Raw genomic sequence first — 16,692 nt, 5'->3', positions numbered from 1 at the left:
GGGCGTTCGGTGCACCAGCCCCGAGGAGTTGCCGCTCCTCGGGGCCTTTCGTGGACTGACAGTACTGAACGACTCAGTACTCGTCAACCGACGGGGCGCATAACTTTCCGTGATCGATATCAACTCAGAGTGTCCGATCGTTGTCGCACGCTTGGGTAAAACGTCTGATCTGCGACGGTTCGCATGGTCTACTCGGGGAGGCGTAGGCGTCGGGCTGCAGGCGGTGACCTCATGTACTCAAGTCAAGCGGGTGGCGACGGGAACGACCATGCACCACCGGCGCACTGGCGATGCACCGTTAGTGCATCGCCAGTGCAGCTCGGGGCGTGACCGTGGACGTCGTCGCATCGTGGACCGGAGCGCGGGCTGACGCACTGCGTGAGGCGCTGAGGATGTCCAACGAGGGGTTCGCGGCTCACCTAGGCGTAGCCGCTCGGACCGTCGCCAACTGGCGGGCACGTCCAGAGGTCGTGCCGCGGCCTGCCGCTCAGGAAATCTTGGATGCCGCGTTGGCGCGCGCGCCCTTCAACGTCCGGGAGCAATTCCGGATGCTGCTGTCCGCCGACGGTCGGCGGGCAGATTCTCGGGAGACTTCCAGCGAGAATAAAAATCAGGCAGAGGTTGACGCCAGCCCTACGGGGCTATGGACTCCGGACGGTACACTATCGGCAGTAGCCGAAGTCTCGGAGGGAAGTCCAATGGACCGAAGGCAATTTCTTGTTCTTTCGGGTTCCACCCTCACCTCTCCTGCACATGAATGGCTCATTGCGCGGCCATCGAACGATCTTTCGAGTCAATCAGGGAGATTCGTTGGAACATCGATCGTGGACAACCTGCGCCGTATCACAGACGAGCTTCGCCGCATGGACGACCAGATCGGGAGCGGCCCCCTGGTGCAAGTAGTCCGCAGCCAGGCATCCTATGTCACCGACCTTCTGAAGAACGGCCGCTACACCGACTCGGTGAGCCGAGACCTTTACGGAATGCTTGCCGAGCTTCTGCGCCTGGCGGGGTGGCTCTCGTTTGACGCGGGGCGCCACGGTCAAGCGCAACGCTTTTTCACCGCAGGGCTGCGCAGCGCCCACACCGCCGGAGACCGCGCGCTCGGCGCGAACATCCTCGGGTTCATGAGTTGCCAGGCGAAGGACATCGGCCAGTTCACCGAGTCAGCGAGATTCGCAGACAGCGCGAGAACAGGCTACGCCGGTACCAGCCCGACAGTTTCGGCAATCCTGAACATGAGGGCCGCCCAGGCGTACGCGAACCTGAAAGACGCGGTCGAGACGCGCCGGGCAATCGATGCCGCCTTCGACGTCTTCGGCGGAAATCCCCCCGGTCACGGAGAACCACCGTGGTCCTACTGGTTCAATGAGGCTCAGATGAATGAGCAGGTTGGCTACTGCTACATGCGCCTTGGGGATTGGGAGCGTGCCCGCGACCACCTGTCCCTGTCTACCGGTGTTACAGGAGGTCCAGACACTCGGGAAGGGGCTTTGCGTCAAGCCCTGTTGGCTGACACCTACGCTCAACAGGGTGATCCGGACAGTGCATGCGCAATTGGCAACCAGGCGATTGACGCTCTCACGAATGAGGTTGATTCAGCGCGCTGCGTCGGGCACGTAAAGCAGGTAAGACAGCATCTTGTACCGTATCACAGATTGTCGGTGGTGCAGGAATTTAACGAGCGAGTAGAGGCCCTCTCCAAATCAATCACCTGAATTCACCTCAAATTCGCCGATCTCCGATTCCGGATCAGTTTGCAGCTCGCCCGACGCCTGCTCGTCTGGTGCGGAAGTCGCGCCGCTTCGAGCGCGTCCCCCAACACCTACACGGGTACGTCCGGCGTGCCATTCGAGGATGCGTTGCGGCCGCCAAACGTGCGTGCGTCCGATCGTCCGGTCGGGTTCTGGCATCTGGCCGCGTATCCGGTAGCTGCTGACCGTGCCAACGCGGACACCGAGGTACTCAGCCACGTCGGACGTCGTCCACCATTCGAGGTCCGGGTCAGGCGATCCTGCGGTCACCGGGCCATCTTCCCCGATGGGCGAGGCGTCGCCAAACGGCAACGGTGCGGTTCCGTCCGATGTTGCCGAGGGTGACAGCTCGCGATGCGGCATCGCGCCGCTAGCAGGAGTGACATGAGGGTGCATGAGGCGGCTCCTGGCGGGTCGATGGGAGGAAAGCTGTCAGCCTGCTAGCCGCTAGCCTGCTGCTCAGGCGGCCTGCGGACTGCTAGCGCACCTGCTAGCGATAGCAGGTGTAGGTGCTAGCGCTAGCAGACTGCCGGCCACTACCTTCCGTGACGATGTGGCTTACAAGCGGGACGAACGCGAGGCCCTGAGCAGCCCGGAGACGCCCTACTCGGTAGCGATCCGGCAGGCCATCTACGGGCCAGTAGGTGGGCGGCCTAGAGGGCACTCAGTGCCGTTCGTGGCACTCTGCGGTCGGGCTGGTGGCGGTCGTACAGGCCCGCGATCAACCTTCCAAGCTGGCCATGCCGGTTCGATCCCGGTCACCCGCTCCACTCTGGGTTAACCGTGTCCGCACGGAAGCCGACCTTGTCGTTCCACCATGTCCACCGGGCGGGCCGAGCCCCCCGAACCCCCACATACCGAACGGACCCGGCTCCAGGCGTGGTTGGTCTCTTGCCGGTCAGAGGGAGCGGGCGATGAGCTCCTTCATGATTTCGTTGGTGCCGCCGTAGATCCTCTGGACACGGGCAGCGGCGTACATGCGGGCGATGGGGTACTCGGTCATGTAGCCGTAGCCGCCAAAGATCTGTAGGCAGCGGTCGACGATCTCGCTCTGCTTGTCGGTGCCCAGGTATTTGGCCATGGACGCGGTTGCGCCGTCGAGCCGGCCGGCCACATGCTCGGTGATGCAGTGGTCGATGAAGGCGCGCAGCGCCAGCGCTTCGGTACGGCACTCGGCGAGCACAAACCGGGTGTTCTGGAATTCCAGCAGGGGTTTGCCGAACGCCGTGCGCTCCTTGGCGTAGGCGATGGCCAAGTCGACGGCGTGTTCGGCGGCGGCCGCGGCATTCACCGCGATGGACAGCCGTTCCTGCGGCAGCTGCTGTACCAGCTGCACGAAGCCTTGGCCCTCGGCCGGACCGAGCAGGTTGACCGCAGGCACCCGCATGTCGGTGAAAGCCAGCTCTCGGGTGTCGGTGCCCATCGCGCCGATCTTCTGCAGCACCCGGCCGCGTTCGAACCCCTGCAGCCCCTGGGTTTCCGCCACGATCAGCGACAGCCCTCTGCCGCCGGGCGCGTTGCCGGTGCGGGCCACGATGATGAGCAGGTCACAGTGGGTACCGTTGGTGATGAACGTCTTTGCACCGTTGATCACGTAATGGTCACCCTCACGCCGGGCGGTGGTGCGCACGGCCTGCAGGTCGCTACCGGTGCCCGGTTCGGTCATCGCGATCGCGCCGACGAACTCACCGGACGCCAGTCTGGGCAGCCAGCGTTGCTTCTGCTCGTGGTTGCCGTAGGCGTTGATGTAGTGCGCGACGATCGGGCTGTGCACCAGGTAGGCCCAGCAGTCGTCGGCGATGTAGCCCTGCTCGCGCAACACCACGGCCTCGTGCGCGAACGTGCCGCCACCGCCGCCGTACTCAATGGGGCAGCTGATGCACAGCAGGCCGATCTCGCCGGCCTTGTTCCAGAACTCGCGGTCGACCGCGTGCTGCTCGGTCCACCGCTCGTGGTTGGGTTCGGATTCCTTGGCCAGGAAGGTGCGGGTGAGGTTTTGGAGCTGGTCGAGCTCCTCGGTCATCCACGATGATCGGTAGATCATAGTCCGTCCTCAGTGGTCGGTAAAGTTGTCGGCGATCCGTTCGGCGATTTTCGTCGCGGTGGCGAGGGTTCCGGTGTCGGGTGCGACCTCGGCGGCCGGCCTGGCGGCGAGCGCGTCGACGGTGATGATCGGCTCGCCGGTGAGCAGCATCCGCATCGCCGTGGCCTTGCCGACCGCGTGCACCAGCCGCTGGGTGCCGCCCGCGCCCGGGATCACCCCGAGGGTCACCTCGGGGTGATCCCGCCCTTCGAGGCGGAGTAGGCGGTCCGGCCGATCTGCCTGGCAAAGGCCGCGGTCGACGCGGTGTTGACGATGACGGCTTCTCGGATACTCATGCTGTCCGACGGTACGGCAGGCTATACAAACGGTCAGCTGATCATCCTGCTCGCCGACCTCACCCTCAGCCAGGTCCGCGACCTACGTGCCGCCGGCATTTCCACCAAGCCCGATCCAGAGCACACCCAGGTGCTGGGCATCCTGATCCGCGAACTCGGCCCTCGCCTGCTGCAACCCATGGTCGAGCAGTTCTGGAACCGCCTCGCCCAGGACGCGCCCACCGCCGGACCACCGCCAGAGCTGGAGATCAAAATCAGACCAGTCCCGCGACCCTGACGCAGGGCTCCGGCGTGCCTGCGGTGACGTTCTCCCGTGCCGCGGCGGGTGCGGCCGAACCCAGCTACGTGTTCCGCCCCCGGTTCAGCCTGACCACCCGGTTCAGCCGCGCAGCGCGGAGCGGTCGGTGAAGCTTCGGCTGCAATTCGGAGGCAAGAGGTATTTTGCGGGGGCTTCCCGACAGCGGACCGGATGCGGATCAAATATTCGGAGGAGGCCGATGGTGAGCCGTCGTGGCTGGCTCCCGGTAGCCGCGTGTGTGGGGATCGGCCTCAACAGCATCCGGCTGCGCGGCCGGGTGGGTGCCATCGACATCATCGAATCGGTGGATCATGGGCCCCCGGGGGCGCGCCCGGCTCGGACGACCCTCATGCGCAGCGTCCGCCGTACGTCCTCCTCCTCGCTTCCGGAGTGCGTCTCGGCCCCGAGCATCGCCGCGCGGCCGACGCGTACGCGCGGCGGCACGGCTGCAAGGTCCTCGACCTGGTCCCGGCCGAGATGTCGGCGCACCGGATCCTCGACCTGGCGCGGATGGTCGACCCGTCCACCTACCGGTCAGCCCGGCCGGCCCGCGGTCGCGGTGCCTTCCAGGCGGTGCTCGTCGATGCAGAGGTGCTGGCCCGCACCGGCCTCACCACCGCGGACAGCGCCGATCTCACCGATCTCACTGACCTCACCGATCTCACCGAGGCAGAGCTCGTGGCCGTGCTCGAGACGTGCAAACGGCACGCCGCCGCGTCCACCGACCTCGCCCTGCTGCCCGGCCTGGTCGGTGCCGAGCCGGACGACGGGAGCACCCGGCTGTCCGTGCACCGCGCCGCCTATGCGTGGGAGCCCGCCAGACGGGTGCTGCCCGCGCTGCGGGACGCCGCCATCCTGCTCGGGGCTACCAGCAACCCGCTCGCGGCACTCGCGGCGGTGACGATGTCCTGGCTACGGCCGGTCGCCGTGGGCGGTAGCCGACTATGGGTGACGCCCGGGACGTTGCGGCGCAGCATGCTGACGCGGCGACGCGGCGCCCTCCTCCAGCTGGTGGGGATGCCGAGCCGAACCCGTGATCTTCTCGGCGCACCGGCCATCGGCCCGGACCCGGCGACGTGCCCGCGGGCTCCGCGACCGACCAGAACGGCGGGCAGGCTCACCCCCACGGAGATCGCCGAGAAGAGATCCCAGTACCGGCGGGAGCTCGCCGGCGGTCTTGACCGGTTCCTCGAGTCGCCTCGCACGGCCTGCCCGTGGTGTGGCGGAAACGACCTCTCCGTGCGCATGAATGGCCGCGACGTCTCCCAGGGGAAGCCCGGCCGGTTCCGCTACGACCGGTGCGGCGACTGCGGCCACGTCTTCCAGAATCCCCGACTCTCCTTCGAAGGTCTGAACTTCTACTACCGGGACTTCTACGACGGGCTCGGCGCCGCCATGATCGAGGAGGTCTTCGGATTCAGCCCGGGCCCTTATCTCCACCGGGCCAGCCTGTCGATACCGACGCCCCGTCGCTGGTTGGACGTGGGAGGTGGCCATGGACATTTCTGTAACGTGGCGAGAACGGTCTGGCCGACGACGTCGTTCGACGCACTCGACATCGGAGCGGGCATCGAGGAGGCGGAACGCCGACGCTGGGTGGATCGGGCCTACCGCGGATTATTTCCCGATATCGCCGCCGATCTGGCTGACCAGTACGACGTCATCAGCATGTTCCACTACCTCGAACACACCCGGGATCCGCTGGCCGAACTGGATGGCGCCGCACTCGCGCTGGCCCCGGCCCGCCATCTGCTGCTCGAGGTACCGAATCCAGAGAGCCCCGCGGCCCGTGTGTACCGCCAACTGTGGCCGGGATGGCTGATTCCGCAACATCAGCACCTTATGCCGGCGGCCAATCTGGTGGCTGCCCTGAACGAACGTGGCTTCGCGGTCCAGGAGATCCGGTTCGGCGACGTCCATCAGCAGGGGGACCCGGTGATGGCCCTGTACGGCTGCTCCAGACCGTAGCGCCGTCACCGTCCTCAGCGTGGCGCACCGAGGAGGACCCGGGCCGCCCGCGGAGGGTCCGGGCGCTGACCGCGGCCGCCATGGTCCCCGCATTCGTGGCAGGCCTGGCCCTGGACACGATGAGCCGGCCTTATCTGACCGCCGGCAGCCGGTCGAACGCCTACCGCATCCTCGCCCGCCGGAGGTAAGCCGGAGCGCCACATTCCCGCCACCCGCGCGTGATGGCCATGGAACGTGAGTGCCGGACACCGCAGAGCCATGGTGCCCGGCACCACGCCGGCCAAAGAACCCGGGCGGGCATTGCCGAGCGGAATCCGTTCCGGACGCTCTCGCCAACGCCGCTACACGTTTCTCCTAGCGGTTCGCCGTATTTCAGTGGCGCTCCGTCCAGGTCCTCTCGTCAGCTCAGGCCCAGTCCCAGGTCCAGTCCCAGTCGTCCTTCTGGTGCCCGCCCTTGTCGTCCCGGCCCTTCTTGTGCTTGTCGTCCCAGTCCTTCTTGTGCTTGTCGTCCCGGCCCTTCTTGTGCTTGTCGTCCCAGTCCTTCTTGTGCTTGTCGTCCCGGCCCTTCTTGTCCTTAGCGTCCCAGACCTTCTTGTCCCAAACCTTCTTCTCCCAGCTCTCCTTCTCCCAGCGGATCTTGGTCCCGTGCTCCTTGACGACGTGCTTGGTGACGTGCTTGTCCTTCGGGCCGTCGTGACCATCGAAGGCCAACGCGCTCGTGGCCGCGGGCCCCGCGGCGACGACCAGAGCCGCCGTCGTGGACAGAGCGACAACTGCGGCTTTTCTCCTTGCGGAACTTCCCATGATTCCCCCATGGCTAATAGAAAATGACCAAATACTGTCGGCGGTGGAGGCCATTTCGGTCAGCGAGAACCGAAATTGGATCACCGACCGACCTCGAGCGATCCGCACTCAGGCTGATTTCCGCGGAGAAACGCGCTTCCACGCAAATGACACAGCCCGCCCCGGGATCCTGGGATCTTCCCCTCCCGGCACCTCCGACTACGGAGAGTAGCGTCGCCGCTGCCAATAAGTGGGAGGCGCGCATGATCGACTCAGGTGAGTCCATCCGGGTGGCTCCAGCGGAGTCCTCGACGGCGACACCACCTGACGGATCACCTGACAGCCCCACGATGGGGCGCCGATCGGGAGGCATCGGCATCAGCCGGCCCATTCGTGGCGGGGTTACTGTTCGCCGGCTGTTCCGATCGGCATCGAAAAACTGGTAGAAATTGCACCCGTCGACTCGCCGATCATGATCGACCGGTAATTGACCGATATTACTGGCGGCGGCGTGACAACCTCCCTAGGCTGCCTTCATGACGGGTTACCATCTGGCCCAGGTGAACATCGCCCGACTGCTCGCGCCGCCCGGCTCCTCCGCCCTGACCGACTTCGTCGCCGGTCTCACCCCCACCAACACGCTCGGCGACCGGCAGCCTGGTGTCGTCTGGCGCCCGCGGCCCGAGGATGGCGACACCGCCGTGCGCACGTTCGTGTGGGAGGGCGACGGCGACCATGCGATCATCGTGAACCTGACCGTGTGGGAGTCTGTGGAGGCACTGGCCAACTTCGTCTTCCATAGCGGCCACGGGGCGTTCCTACACCGTCGGCGCGAGTGGTTTCATCCCACCCAGCGGACGACCAACGCCCTGTGGTGGGTACCCGCCGGGCATCGGCCGGGGACGGACGAGGCCGAGGACCGGGTTCGTCACCTGCGGGCCCACGGCCCGACCGCCACCGCCTTCACGTTCCGGCTGACGTTTCCACCGCCGGACCGGCGGATCTCCCTGGTCCCGGGAAGCGGCCCGGAGAACACCGCCGAGCAGCCGGGCCGAGCGGCACCGAGAAACGCGGCGGCCGGAGGCTGATCCGGCACGACGGGCTCCCGCGCCGAGGACGTGAAAAAAATATGCCGGGAAGATATACGGAAAACACGCATGAAACCCTTTTCAGGGGACGGCCGGGTCGGTGTGGTCGATCCAGTCGGACAGAATGGAACCGAAGACGGCCGGATCCTCCGCACGGTTCCAGAACGCGGTGGCGGCCTGGACCGCGGTGGCCCCGGCCAGCAGATAGTCGGCGACGTCACGACCGTCGGTCACACCCCCGACCCCGATGATGTCCACACTCTCCGGGAGCAGGCGGCGTAGCTGGCGCACCTGACCGAGCCCGACGGGCTTGAGCGCCGGCCCGCTCATACCGGCGAGCTCGACGTCGACGACTGGTCGGTGCGCCTCGTCAACGGCGAAGGCGTTGGGGAAGGTGTTCACCGCCGTGACAAACCGCGGGCCACCGGGACGCGCGGCGACCTCATCGATCACCGTCGCGAGCTCCACCAGGGCCGACGGATCGGAGAACGGCGAGATCTTGACTCCGTAGGGGACGCGTCGGGCCGGATCGGCACCAGCCAGCGCCACCAGCGTGTCGCCCACCGCCGTGCAGATCGTCGCGGTGTGCCCGGGATCGAAGCAGGCGATGCGCTTCTGCGTTCCGCCGTCCCAAACGTTCGGGCAGGCCAGGTTCAGTTCGATCAGGTCGACCCCGGTCCGCGCCACGACCGCGGAGATCTCGCGGTACTCGTCAACACCGAACCCGGCGACGCTGACGGTCAACGGCTTGCCCGCCCGGTGAGCGCGCCGCACCATACCGGGCAGATGCGCGGCATAGTAGTCCAGCCCGCGGTTGGGAAGCCCGAGCGCGTTCAACGAGTAGACCCGGCCGGGCCAGTAGACGTTGCCGGAGTTACCTGACCGCGGTTCCCGGGTAATCGAACCAACGACGATCATCGAGACCGCCGACCGGGCGAACGTCTCGACATCCTCGGCGGTCTTGCAGGTGCCAGCCGCGTTCATGATCGGATGTTCCAGGGAGACACCGCACAGACCGCTCATGACCCTACCCTAGGGTTTTCGCCTGGATCAGGTTCGTGACCGGCAATCGATGACCCGGGTCGCCACCCTCATGCCACGGCGGAGGTTTTTCCGTGGCGCGCCCGCAAACGGTCGATGGCCTTCTGGTAGACCTTCTCGCGCAGGGCTGCGATACGCAGCGGCTCGAGCTCGGCGGTGCCGACCCGACCGCGGGCACCCACCGTCTCCGCGAGCTCCGGGTCGGTGAGGAAAGGTTCCAGGGCGTCGGCGAGTGCGGGGGCGTCCTCCGGCGGCACGACCGTGCCGCCCTTCCATTTCGCCACCCAGGTGGCCACCCCGGTCGTCGCGGTCGCGACGACCGGGCGTCCCGAGGCCATTCCTTCGAGACCCGCGATGGAGAAGCTTTCGAAGCGGCTCGGCACGACGACCACCCGTGCCTCCTCATAGGCCTTGACCAGCTCGGGACGGGTCAGGTGGCCGGCGAAACGGCAGGTGACGCCGAGTTTGACCGCCTGCTGCTCCAGCCAGGTCCCGGTCGCCACGCCCTCGATCGTGCCCGAGGACTGACCAGCGAAGACCACTGTTGCCTCGACACCCCGTTTCTTCAGCAGCGCGGCCGCCTCGATCAGGACGTCCAGCCCCTTGCGCCATTCGAGCCGTCCGACGACGAGCAACGTCGGGTCGGTGTGCCGGGGCGAGGCCACCTCCATGTACGGGGACCGGTCGAACGGGTAAGGAATGACGTCCGCGTCGGTGTCCTTATCCAGCCAGCCGAAACCGCGCAGCGTGGTGACGATCAGCTCGGAGGGAGCGGTGCGCGCGTCGGCGCGCAGCGCGGAGAACCGGTCGATCCGGTCGGCCACCGCGCCCCTGCCGTGCAGCCTGCCGTCCCGCAGACGCACGTCCATCATCGTCGGGGTGTGCAGGTGGATCACGAGGGGAATGTCGCGGCGCAGGGCGGTACGCAGGCCCCGGGTCTCGCCGTCCTGAGTCTCGATCACGTCGGGACGCAGACCGAGACGACGCAGCCAAAAAGCATAGGAGACCGCGAGAACGAACCGCAGGGAGAGCGAATCGCGAGGATGGTTCTCCCCCTGAAACGACCGGCCGAGTGGACCGAGAAACCTGGTGACGGGCAACCGCAGGAGCGGCCGCCGGTGCACCATCACCCCGCCATGATCTTCGTCCGTGCGGTAGCGCCCCTGGGCGCAAAGGATATGAACCCGATGACCGAGCGCGACCAGGGCGTGAGCGATGTCGTGTGTGTAGACTCCCGCCCCGTCCCAGATGATCGGCGGATACTGCTCGCACAAGAAGACGATCTCCATACCCAATCCCCCACCGCGAGCGAACTTCGGTCGGCTCACCTTATCGCTACGATAACCGGCCGCTGCGGGGGGTTTTGGATTTGCGGTCACTCGCGCCACGTCGATCCACATATAGGGGCATAGCGATCTCCCTCGCGGCCCGGCTCGCGAGGGAGATCGCCGGGATACCTGCTCCGGGGCATGGGCTACGGGGACGGACTGACCGCTCAGCCGCGCAACGGCATGGACCGACCGGTCCTGGAACCGTGCGCCGGGGGAACCCCGGTGCCATACAGCCGCGGACCCGACAACCCTCCCGAACCCGAACCCGAACCAGTGGCCGGCCTTGGCCCGGCACCCGTCGGCCGGGTGACCTTCGGTTCGATCCGGCGCAGCATGACGGCAGTGAGGATCAGTGCCACGACACCGATCAGCACGCAGATCACGATGTCGAGGACCCAGATCGTCACGCTGTGCTTCCACAGCCCGTCGGTCGGGTCGGTCCGCAGGGTCTCGTTACCGAACTTGCTGACGTCATTGAGATCGTCCGTGGACGCCAGGGCCGCGAACCCCCAGCGAGCCGGGACGAGCAGGCTGATCTGCGCCAGCACGGGGCGTCCGACCAGCGAGGTCAGTCCCCCGGAGAACACCAGCTGACCCATCGTGACCAGGACCAGGATCGGCATGGTCTTGTCCGCGTTGTCGATCAACGTCGAGACCAACAGACCGATCATCATCGAGGTGAGCGCCGCGACCCCCACCGCGATCAGACACTCCAGCACCGGCGAGCCGAGCACAACCGCCCTCGGCGGGGTCCGGCCCACCAGCCCGATCAGGGTGAAGACAAGACACTGGGCGGTGGTGATCCCGGTCAGCAGAATGATCTTCGATCCAAGGTAGGCGGTGCGGGACAGCCCGATCGTGCGTTCCCGCCGGTAGATCGGCCGCTCCTTGACGATCTCCCGGACCGAGTTGGCCATGCCCATGAAACAGGCACACAGCACCAGAACGAGGAGGACCTTCGTCGCGTCGGTGTTCGGTGCCTGGGGTAACGCACGCAGCCCGTCCGGGGCGCGGATCACCTGCGGGACGACGCCGAGCAGGAACGGGAAGGCGATGATCAGCCGTAGGTACGACCGGTCGGCGAGCACGACCCGCCAGTACCGTCGAGTCAGCGTCGCGAGCTGGGCCCGGACCGGCTGCTGGCGCACGCTGGGTAGCTCCGGCGGTGCCTTGCGCACCGCGGGCGCCACGATCGCGGAGGGTACGAAGAACTCCGAGTCCCGGAACCGCTCCGCCATCTCCTCGCCCGGAGTGGCCTCGAGCTCGCGGAACACCGCCGCGAACTCGCGGAAGTCCTCCTTGCCGAAGAAGCGCAGCGCCCCATCCGCCGGCCCGAAGTAGGCCACGTGCCCGCCGGGCGCGAGCACGAGGATGAAGTCGCACAGGTCCAGGAACAGCACACTGTGAGTGACGACGATGACGGTCCGGCCGGTCTCGTCGCCGGAGCCGGCGCCGCCGCCCTTCGCCAGGCCCCGCAGGGTTTCCATCACGGACTGGTCATTGGCCGGGTCCAGACCGGAGGTCGGCTCGTCCAGGAACAGCAAAGAGGGCCGGGTGAGCAGCTCCAGCGCGACGCTGGTGCGCTTCTTCTGGCCGCCGGAGAGCCGGGAGACCGGTGTGTCGGCGTGCGCGGTCAGTCCAAGCTGGCCGATGACCTCCTCCACCCGAGCCCGCCGCTCCTTGGCGGTGGTGTCGGCGGGGAAACGCAGTTCCGAGCCGTATACCAGAGCCTCACGCACGGTCAGCTGGTCATGCAGCGGGTCGGCCTGCGGCACGTACCCGATCCGGCGTCGCAACTCGTCGTACTCGGCGTAGAGGTCACGTCCCGCGTAGATCACCGATCCCTGGTCCGCCGGTCGGAAGCCGGTGAGAGCGTTGAGCAGCGTGGACTTGCCGGCCCCGCTCGGTCCGACGACACCGAGCAGGGAACGGCCCGGCAGCCGGAAGGTCATGTCGTGCATGAGCTGCTTGGTGCCGGCCCACACCGACAGCGCCTGCGCCTCGAAGGCCACGTCACCGGAGTCGACGTATTCGACGAGCGAGTTTCCCTCGAGCTGGAACAGATGATGGCCGATGGCGATGATGTCGCGTTGTATCACCCGTGCCCGGGTGACCCGGTGGCCGTTGACGAAGGTGCCGTTGGCGGAGGCGAGGTCGATGAGCTCGACGCCGGCCACCGAGATATGCAGCTCGGCGTGATGGCGGGAGGCAAGCAGGTCGCCCACGTTGATGTCGTTGTCGCGGGAGCGGCCCATCCGCACCCGTCCGATCGTCAGCGGATATACGCGCCGCCGGTCGTGCACCATCGTCGCCTGCCCCACGGCCGGGTCGGGCCCGCCCGACTGCGCGGGCGCCGACGGGACAGGCGCCGGCGCAGCGCCCGGCGCCGGTTCGGACCACCATTCCATGCCCGGCACCGCCGCGCCCGGCGACGGCGACGGCGACGGCCAAGACGAGGGCGACGGGCCGGCAAGGGGGATGGGTGCCCCGCCCGGGCTGTGGGTCGGCGCGGTCGGAGGGATCATCGGCGGGGCCGGACGCGGAACGAGCACCACCTCGGGTCCGTCCACCGCGCCGAGCCGGAGCCGGAGCTCCCCGGAGACTGCGAGACCGCCCACACGGCAGCCATCCCGCCACAGACCGTTGGCGCTGATGTCCTCGATCCGCCATCCGCCGACGTCGGGATGCAGCACCAGATGCCGGCGCGACACCCGGCCATCGTTGATCACGATGTCGGCCGCACGGGCCCGCCCCACCACGACCGGCTTGTCTCCGGTGAGCGTCACCTCCCCCGCGGGGGTGGTGACATGAAGCGGGGTCGGAACCACCAGCACTCTCCCTCGCTCCTTCGATCGCCAGACGCACCATAGTGTGCCTGTACAGAGGGAATTTTCCCGCCCCTTCCGCAACATGTCCGAAAGCTGACGGCCATGGGACCGGCCACGACGGGTTGGAGCGTGCTGGACCCGGACACCGACCGGTCCGGGGAACGAGGAAATGTGGTGGGCGGGTGGTGGAAATCGAATCAGTTCCAGCGGGCCGCACGGGTGCCGCCGTCGGGCAGGCGGGCGGAACCGACGGCCTGACCGCGGTTGTTGACCGCCGTCGCCAGGCTGCCGCGGCCGCCCAGCGTCCCAAGATCGATGATCCTCCGACCCCGCCAGACGACCGCGTGCATCGTCCGATCGGCGCCTGGGCCCAGCCGACGACGTCCCCGCGATGGGGGCGAAAGCCTGCCACCTGGCCGGCGTTGCTGATCCGCGACGGCCCGGAAGCGATCGAGCCGCCGGACCACGGCGCTTAGTGAGCCGTCGGTGCCAGATACCGAAGAAAAACCACACCGTCGAGTTGTCGGACCTCGGCGAGGCGAAGGGGCGAGTGGACGTCGTTGGGGAAGACCCCCGGTCCCACGAAGGTCGGCGCATCGCGCTCGCCGACGAAGAACGGGGCGACGGTGAGATGCAGCTCGTCGACCAGGCCGGCGGTGAGGAAGGCCGTATGCAGCGAGGTACCACCCTCCACCAGCAGCCGACGGACGCCACGCCGGGCGAGATCGGTCAGGATGGCGGCGACCTCGACTCGGGGCCGACCGGGAAGTTCGACCAGGATGACGCGCGCGGTGCGGGTAGCGGGCGTGGTGCGGATCGCAGCCGGCGCCGATTGCGGCGTCGACGGCTCGGGAGACGAGGTCGGCTCGGGAGACGAGGTCGGCTCGGCGATCGCCAACGATGATCCAGCCCGACGGTAGATGATCGTCTCGACCGGGTCGGCGGTGAACAGCCGAGCGCTCGGATCGAGGTCTCCCCCGCCGGACAGCACGACCTTGATCGGCGTGGGCGGGCGTCCGGCCGCCTCTCGCCCCACCCGACGGTGCTGCGCGCGCACGGCGAGACGGGGATTGTCCCGCCGGACAGTGGCCGCGCCGACGAGGATCGCGTCACAGCCGGCACGCACCTCGTCCACCCGGTCGAGATCGGCGGCACTGGAGAGGATCAGCCGCTCAGCCGAGCTGTCGTCGATGTGCCCATCCAACGACATCGCGCAGCTGCAGATGACGTACGGCCGGCCAGCAACAGCGCCTTGGCCCACGGTGTCATCGTCGACACGCCGGCTCGTTCCCATGCGACCATCATCCCAGACCCGACATGCCCGGCAGACCTGTCGGACCGTGGGACTACCGTCAACAGACGTGCGGATCGCGACGTGGAACATCAACTCTGCGAAGGCTCGGCAGGCCCGCCTGATCGAATGGCTCGACCGGGCCGAGCCGGATGTGGTGTGCCTGCAGGAGACGAAGCTGGCGGACGACGCCTTCCTGGAGCTGTTCGACGAGGATCTGTTTCGCCGGGGCTACCGGGTCGCCCATCACGGCGACGGCCGGTGGAACGGCGTGGCGATTCTGTCGCGGGATACCCTCGACGACGTCGCGCGGGGTCTTCCGGGCGATCCGGGCTTTCCCGGTCCCGAGCCTCGCGCCATCGCCGCGACCTGCGGCGGCATCCGGATCTGGTCGCTGTACGTGCCCAACGGCCGGACCATCGACGACCCTCATTACGCCTACAAGCTGGCCTGGCTCGCCGCGCTGCGCGAGGTGGTGGCCGAGGCCACGGCCCAGGGCGCGGTGATGACGTTGGGTGATTTCAACATCGCGCCAACGGACGTTGACGTCTGGGACATCACCCGGTTCGAGGGCGCCACCCACGTCACCCCGGCGGAACGCGCGGCACTCGCGGAACTCGTCGACGCCGGGCTCATCGATGTGCTGCGGGCCCGCTGGCCCGACGACGTCGTCTACACCTACTGGGACTACCGCCAGCTGTGTTTCCCGAAGAACCTCGGGATGCGCATCGACCTGGCTCTGGCGACCGCCGACGTGGCGGGCCGCGTGCGCGCGGTCTGGGTGGACCGGGCGGCCCGCAAAGGCGTCGGGACGAGCGACCACGCTCCCGTCATCGTCGATCTGGACACCGCGCCGGACGGCGACATCGGGCCGATGGTGCCGCCTCCGTCGAGTGGCAGCTCGGCCGGACAGTCCGCCCCGGGACGGGCCTCCTCCACCGGCACCGGACCGCGCCGCCGCTGAGCCGGGCGGTCCCGGCAGGATCGACCGGTCCAGCGGGGTAGGCCGCCCGGCGCGAGGGAACCGCTGCCCGGCGTGCGGACGTCGGCGTCCGCACGCCGGGTGCGGTTCTCAGACGGTGGAACCGGCCCCGGCCGGCGTGGCCGGCTCGGCGGACCGCGGCGTCGCGGACTCCGCTGATTCCGCCGGCAGCCCCGGGGATCCCCCCTCGACGACCTCGGCCGGCCGGGCGTCGCCGACGACCGGGGTGATCTCGATCCGGGTCGCCTTGGGCTCCGCCGCCACGCCGACGAGACGGACCGTCAGGATGCCCCGGTCGTAAGTGGCCGAGATCCGCTGCGCCTCCACGCCCTCGGGAAGCCTGAACTCCCGGCGGAAGGAACCGTGCCAGCGCTCGCGGTGTACGCGACCGGCGTGCTCATTCTCGCTGCCGGCCGCACGCTTCCCGCGGACGACCAGGCGGCCCCGGTCGATCTCGACCGCGACGTCCCGCTCGACATCGACCCCGGGCAGCTCGATGTTGATCAGTACATCCGCTCCCTCAGTAACCACATCAGCCGACGGGACGGCGAACTCGGTGACCGACGACCGTCCGGTAAGCATCGGACGCCGCGGGCCCCAGACACGCCGAACGATCTCGTCGAACTCCCGGTCCATACGCCCCAGCGAGGCAAACGGGTCCCACAGGTAGGTGCTCACGACGCTCCCCCTCCAAAAGATTGATCTTTCTAGGGCCGATCTCTGTACATCGATGCCGATCGGGACGCTCCCGCACCTCAGGCGCCCCCTGGGCGGATCACCTTCGGCTCGATTGCCTCCCGCTCTCACAGTTCATGAGTCTAAGGCGCTCAACCTTGCTGTTGCAAGCGAGGGTAAGGAATTTGTTGAATGTGAGGCAGGACACCGAAACGGCGAACGGTCGCAGCGGCCGACCCCGGGCGGCCGGGCGGTGGGGCGGCCGCTGCGACCG

The 16,692-nt window shown here is 67.7% G+C and carries 15 protein-coding genes; 5 read left to right on the top strand and 10 right to left on the bottom strand.

Going from position 1 to position 16,692, the window contains the following annotated elements; all coding sequences use genetic code 11:
* Positions 1–824 precede the first annotated feature (824 nt).
* The gene (locus tag AC08OO_RS17365) at positions 825–1,718 is read left to right on the top strand and encodes a tetratricopeptide repeat protein (RefSeq protein ID WP_049760853.1); all 894 of its coding nucleotides are present in this window, start codon (positions 825–827) and stop codon (positions 1,716–1,718) included.
* Here the strand turns inward: AC08OO_RS17365 and AC08OO_RS17360 are convergent.
* From AC08OO_RS17360 to AC08OO_RS17350, 3 genes are all read right to left on the bottom strand, one after another.
* A complete protein-coding gene (locus tag AC08OO_RS17360; RefSeq protein ID WP_476618763.1) occupies positions 1,707–2,150 on the bottom strand; it encodes a helix-turn-helix transcriptional regulator in 444 nt (147 codons plus the stop codon). The genes AC08OO_RS17365 and AC08OO_RS17360 overlap by 12 nt on opposite strands.
* A gap of 502 nt (positions 2,151–2,652) precedes the next feature.
* Positions 2,653–3,777: an acyl-CoA dehydrogenase family protein gene (locus tag AC08OO_RS17355; RefSeq protein ID WP_476610822.1), complete on the bottom strand. Its 1,125-nt coding sequence runs from the start codon at positions 3,775–3,777 to the stop codon at positions 2,653–2,655.
* 30 nt (positions 3,778–3,807) lie between these two features.
* Positions 3,808–4,026, bottom strand: coding sequence for an enoyl-CoA hydratase-related protein (locus tag AC08OO_RS17350; RefSeq protein WP_476610821.1), 219 nt, complete (start codon positions 4,024–4,026; stop codon positions 3,808–3,810).
* A gap of 84 nt (positions 4,027–4,110) precedes the next feature.
* On the opposite strand from AC08OO_RS17350, the gene AC08OO_RS17345 reads away from it, so the two are divergent.
* Positions 4,111–4,410, top strand: a complete 300-nt coding sequence (locus AC08OO_RS17345; RefSeq protein WP_476610820.1) for a hypothetical protein — start codon at positions 4,111–4,113, stop codon at positions 4,408–4,410.
* Positions 4,411–4,821: 411 nt separating this feature from the next.
* Positions 4,822–6,399 carry a class I SAM-dependent methyltransferase gene (locus tag AC08OO_RS17340; RefSeq protein WP_476610819.1) on the top strand — a complete coding sequence of 526 codons (1,578 nt, stop codon included), beginning with the start codon at positions 4,822–4,824 and terminating at the stop codon, positions 6,397–6,399.
* Positions 6,400–6,804: 405 nt separating this feature from the next.
* Here AC08OO_RS17340 and AC08OO_RS17335 read toward each other — a convergent pair whose 3' ends face one another.
* The gene (locus AC08OO_RS17335; RefSeq protein ID WP_476610818.1) at positions 6,805–7,203 is read right to left on the bottom strand and encodes a hypothetical protein; all 399 of its coding nucleotides are present in this window, start codon (positions 7,201–7,203) and stop codon (positions 6,805–6,807) included.
* A 515-nt stretch (positions 7,204–7,718) separates the two neighbouring features.
* Here AC08OO_RS17335 and AC08OO_RS17330 point away from each other — a divergent pair.
* The gene (locus AC08OO_RS17330) at positions 7,719–8,270 is read left to right on the top strand and encodes a DUF3291 domain-containing protein (protein ID WP_476610817.1); all 552 of its coding nucleotides are present in this window, start codon (positions 7,719–7,721) and stop codon (positions 8,268–8,270) included.
* Positions 8,271–8,351: 81 nt separating this feature from the next.
* Here the strand turns inward: AC08OO_RS17330 and AC08OO_RS17325 are convergent, their stop codons facing one another.
* The 5 genes from AC08OO_RS17325 to AC08OO_RS17305 all read right to left on the bottom strand — a co-directional run bounded on the left by AC08OO_RS17325 (position 8,352) and on the right by AC08OO_RS17305 (position 14,764).
* Positions 8,352–9,293, bottom strand: a complete 942-nt coding sequence (locus AC08OO_RS17325; RefSeq protein WP_476610816.1) for a beta/alpha barrel domain-containing protein — start codon at positions 9,291–9,293, stop codon at positions 8,352–8,354.
* Between the two features lie 68 nt (positions 9,294–9,361).
* Positions 9,362–10,600: a glycosyltransferase family 4 protein gene (locus AC08OO_RS17320; protein ID WP_476608165.1), complete on the bottom strand. Its 1,239-nt coding sequence runs from the start codon at positions 10,598–10,600 to the stop codon at positions 9,362–9,364.
* Positions 10,601–10,806: 206 nt separating this feature from the next.
* Positions 10,807–13,476 carry an ATP-binding cassette domain-containing protein gene (locus AC08OO_RS17315; RefSeq protein WP_476610815.1) on the bottom strand — a complete coding sequence of 890 codons (2,670 nt, stop codon included), beginning with the start codon at positions 13,474–13,476 and terminating at the stop codon, positions 10,807–10,809.
* 191 nt (positions 13,477–13,667) lie between these two features.
* Positions 13,668–13,820, bottom strand: a complete 153-nt coding sequence (locus AC08OO_RS17310; RefSeq protein WP_160172380.1) for a hypothetical protein — start codon at positions 13,818–13,820, stop codon at positions 13,668–13,670.
* Between the two features lie 122 nt (positions 13,821–13,942).
* Entirely contained in the window at positions 13,943–14,764 is an 822-nt protein-coding gene (locus AC08OO_RS17305; RefSeq protein WP_476610814.1) for a RibD family protein, read from the bottom strand.
* A gap of 67 nt (positions 14,765–14,831) precedes the next feature.
* Between AC08OO_RS17305 and AC08OO_RS17300 the strand changes: the two genes are divergently transcribed.
* Positions 14,832–15,725: an exodeoxyribonuclease III gene (locus tag AC08OO_RS17300; RefSeq protein ID WP_476610813.1), complete on the top strand. Its 894-nt coding sequence runs from the start codon at positions 14,832–14,834 to the stop codon at positions 15,723–15,725.
* A gap of 108 nt (positions 15,726–15,833) precedes the next feature.
* On the opposite strand, the gene AC08OO_RS17295 is transcribed toward AC08OO_RS17300, so the two are convergent.
* Entirely contained in the window at positions 15,834–16,421 is a 588-nt protein-coding gene (locus AC08OO_RS17295; RefSeq protein WP_476610812.1) for an Hsp20/alpha crystallin family protein, read from the bottom strand.
* Positions 16,422–16,692: the final 271 nt, after the last annotated feature.

The sequence above is a fragment of the Frankia sp. CeCAU1 genome, from assembly GCF_977971845.1.
This window is presented reverse-complemented; position numbering and strand designations above follow the sequence as displayed.

Coding starts and splice junctions, on each gene's coding strand:
- AC08OO_RS17305 (WP_476610814.1), bottom strand. CDS start 14,764: ATGGGAACGAGCCGGCGTGTCGACGATGACACCGTGGGCCAAGGCGCT.
- AC08OO_RS17310 (WP_160172380.1), bottom strand. CDS start 13,820: ATGCACGCGGTCGTCTGGCGGGGTCGGAGGATCATCGATCTTGGGACG.
- AC08OO_RS17335 (WP_476610818.1), bottom strand. CDS start 7,203: ATGGGAAGTTCCGCAAGGAGAAAAGCCGCAGTTGTCGCTCTGTCCACG.
- AC08OO_RS17360 (WP_476618763.1), bottom strand. CDS start 2,150: ATGCACCCTCATGTCACTCCTGCTAGCGGCGCGATGCCGCATCGCGAG.
- AC08OO_RS17325 (WP_476610816.1), bottom strand. CDS start 9,293: ATGAGCGGTCTGTGCGGTGTCTCCCTGGAACATCCGATCATGAACGCG.
- AC08OO_RS17345 (WP_476610820.1), top strand. CDS start 4,111: ATGACGGCTTCTCGGATACTCATGCTGTCCGACGGTACGGCAGGCTAT.
- AC08OO_RS17355 (WP_476610822.1), bottom strand. CDS start 3,777: ATGACCGAGGAGCTCGACCAGCTCCAAAACCTCACCCGCACCTTCCTG.
- AC08OO_RS17330 (WP_476610817.1), top strand. CDS start 7,719: ATGACGGGTTACCATCTGGCCCAGGTGAACATCGCCCGACTGCTCGCG.
- AC08OO_RS17320 (WP_476608165.1), bottom strand. CDS start 10,600: ATGGAGATCGTCTTCTTGTGCGAGCAGTATCCGCCGATCATCTGGGAC.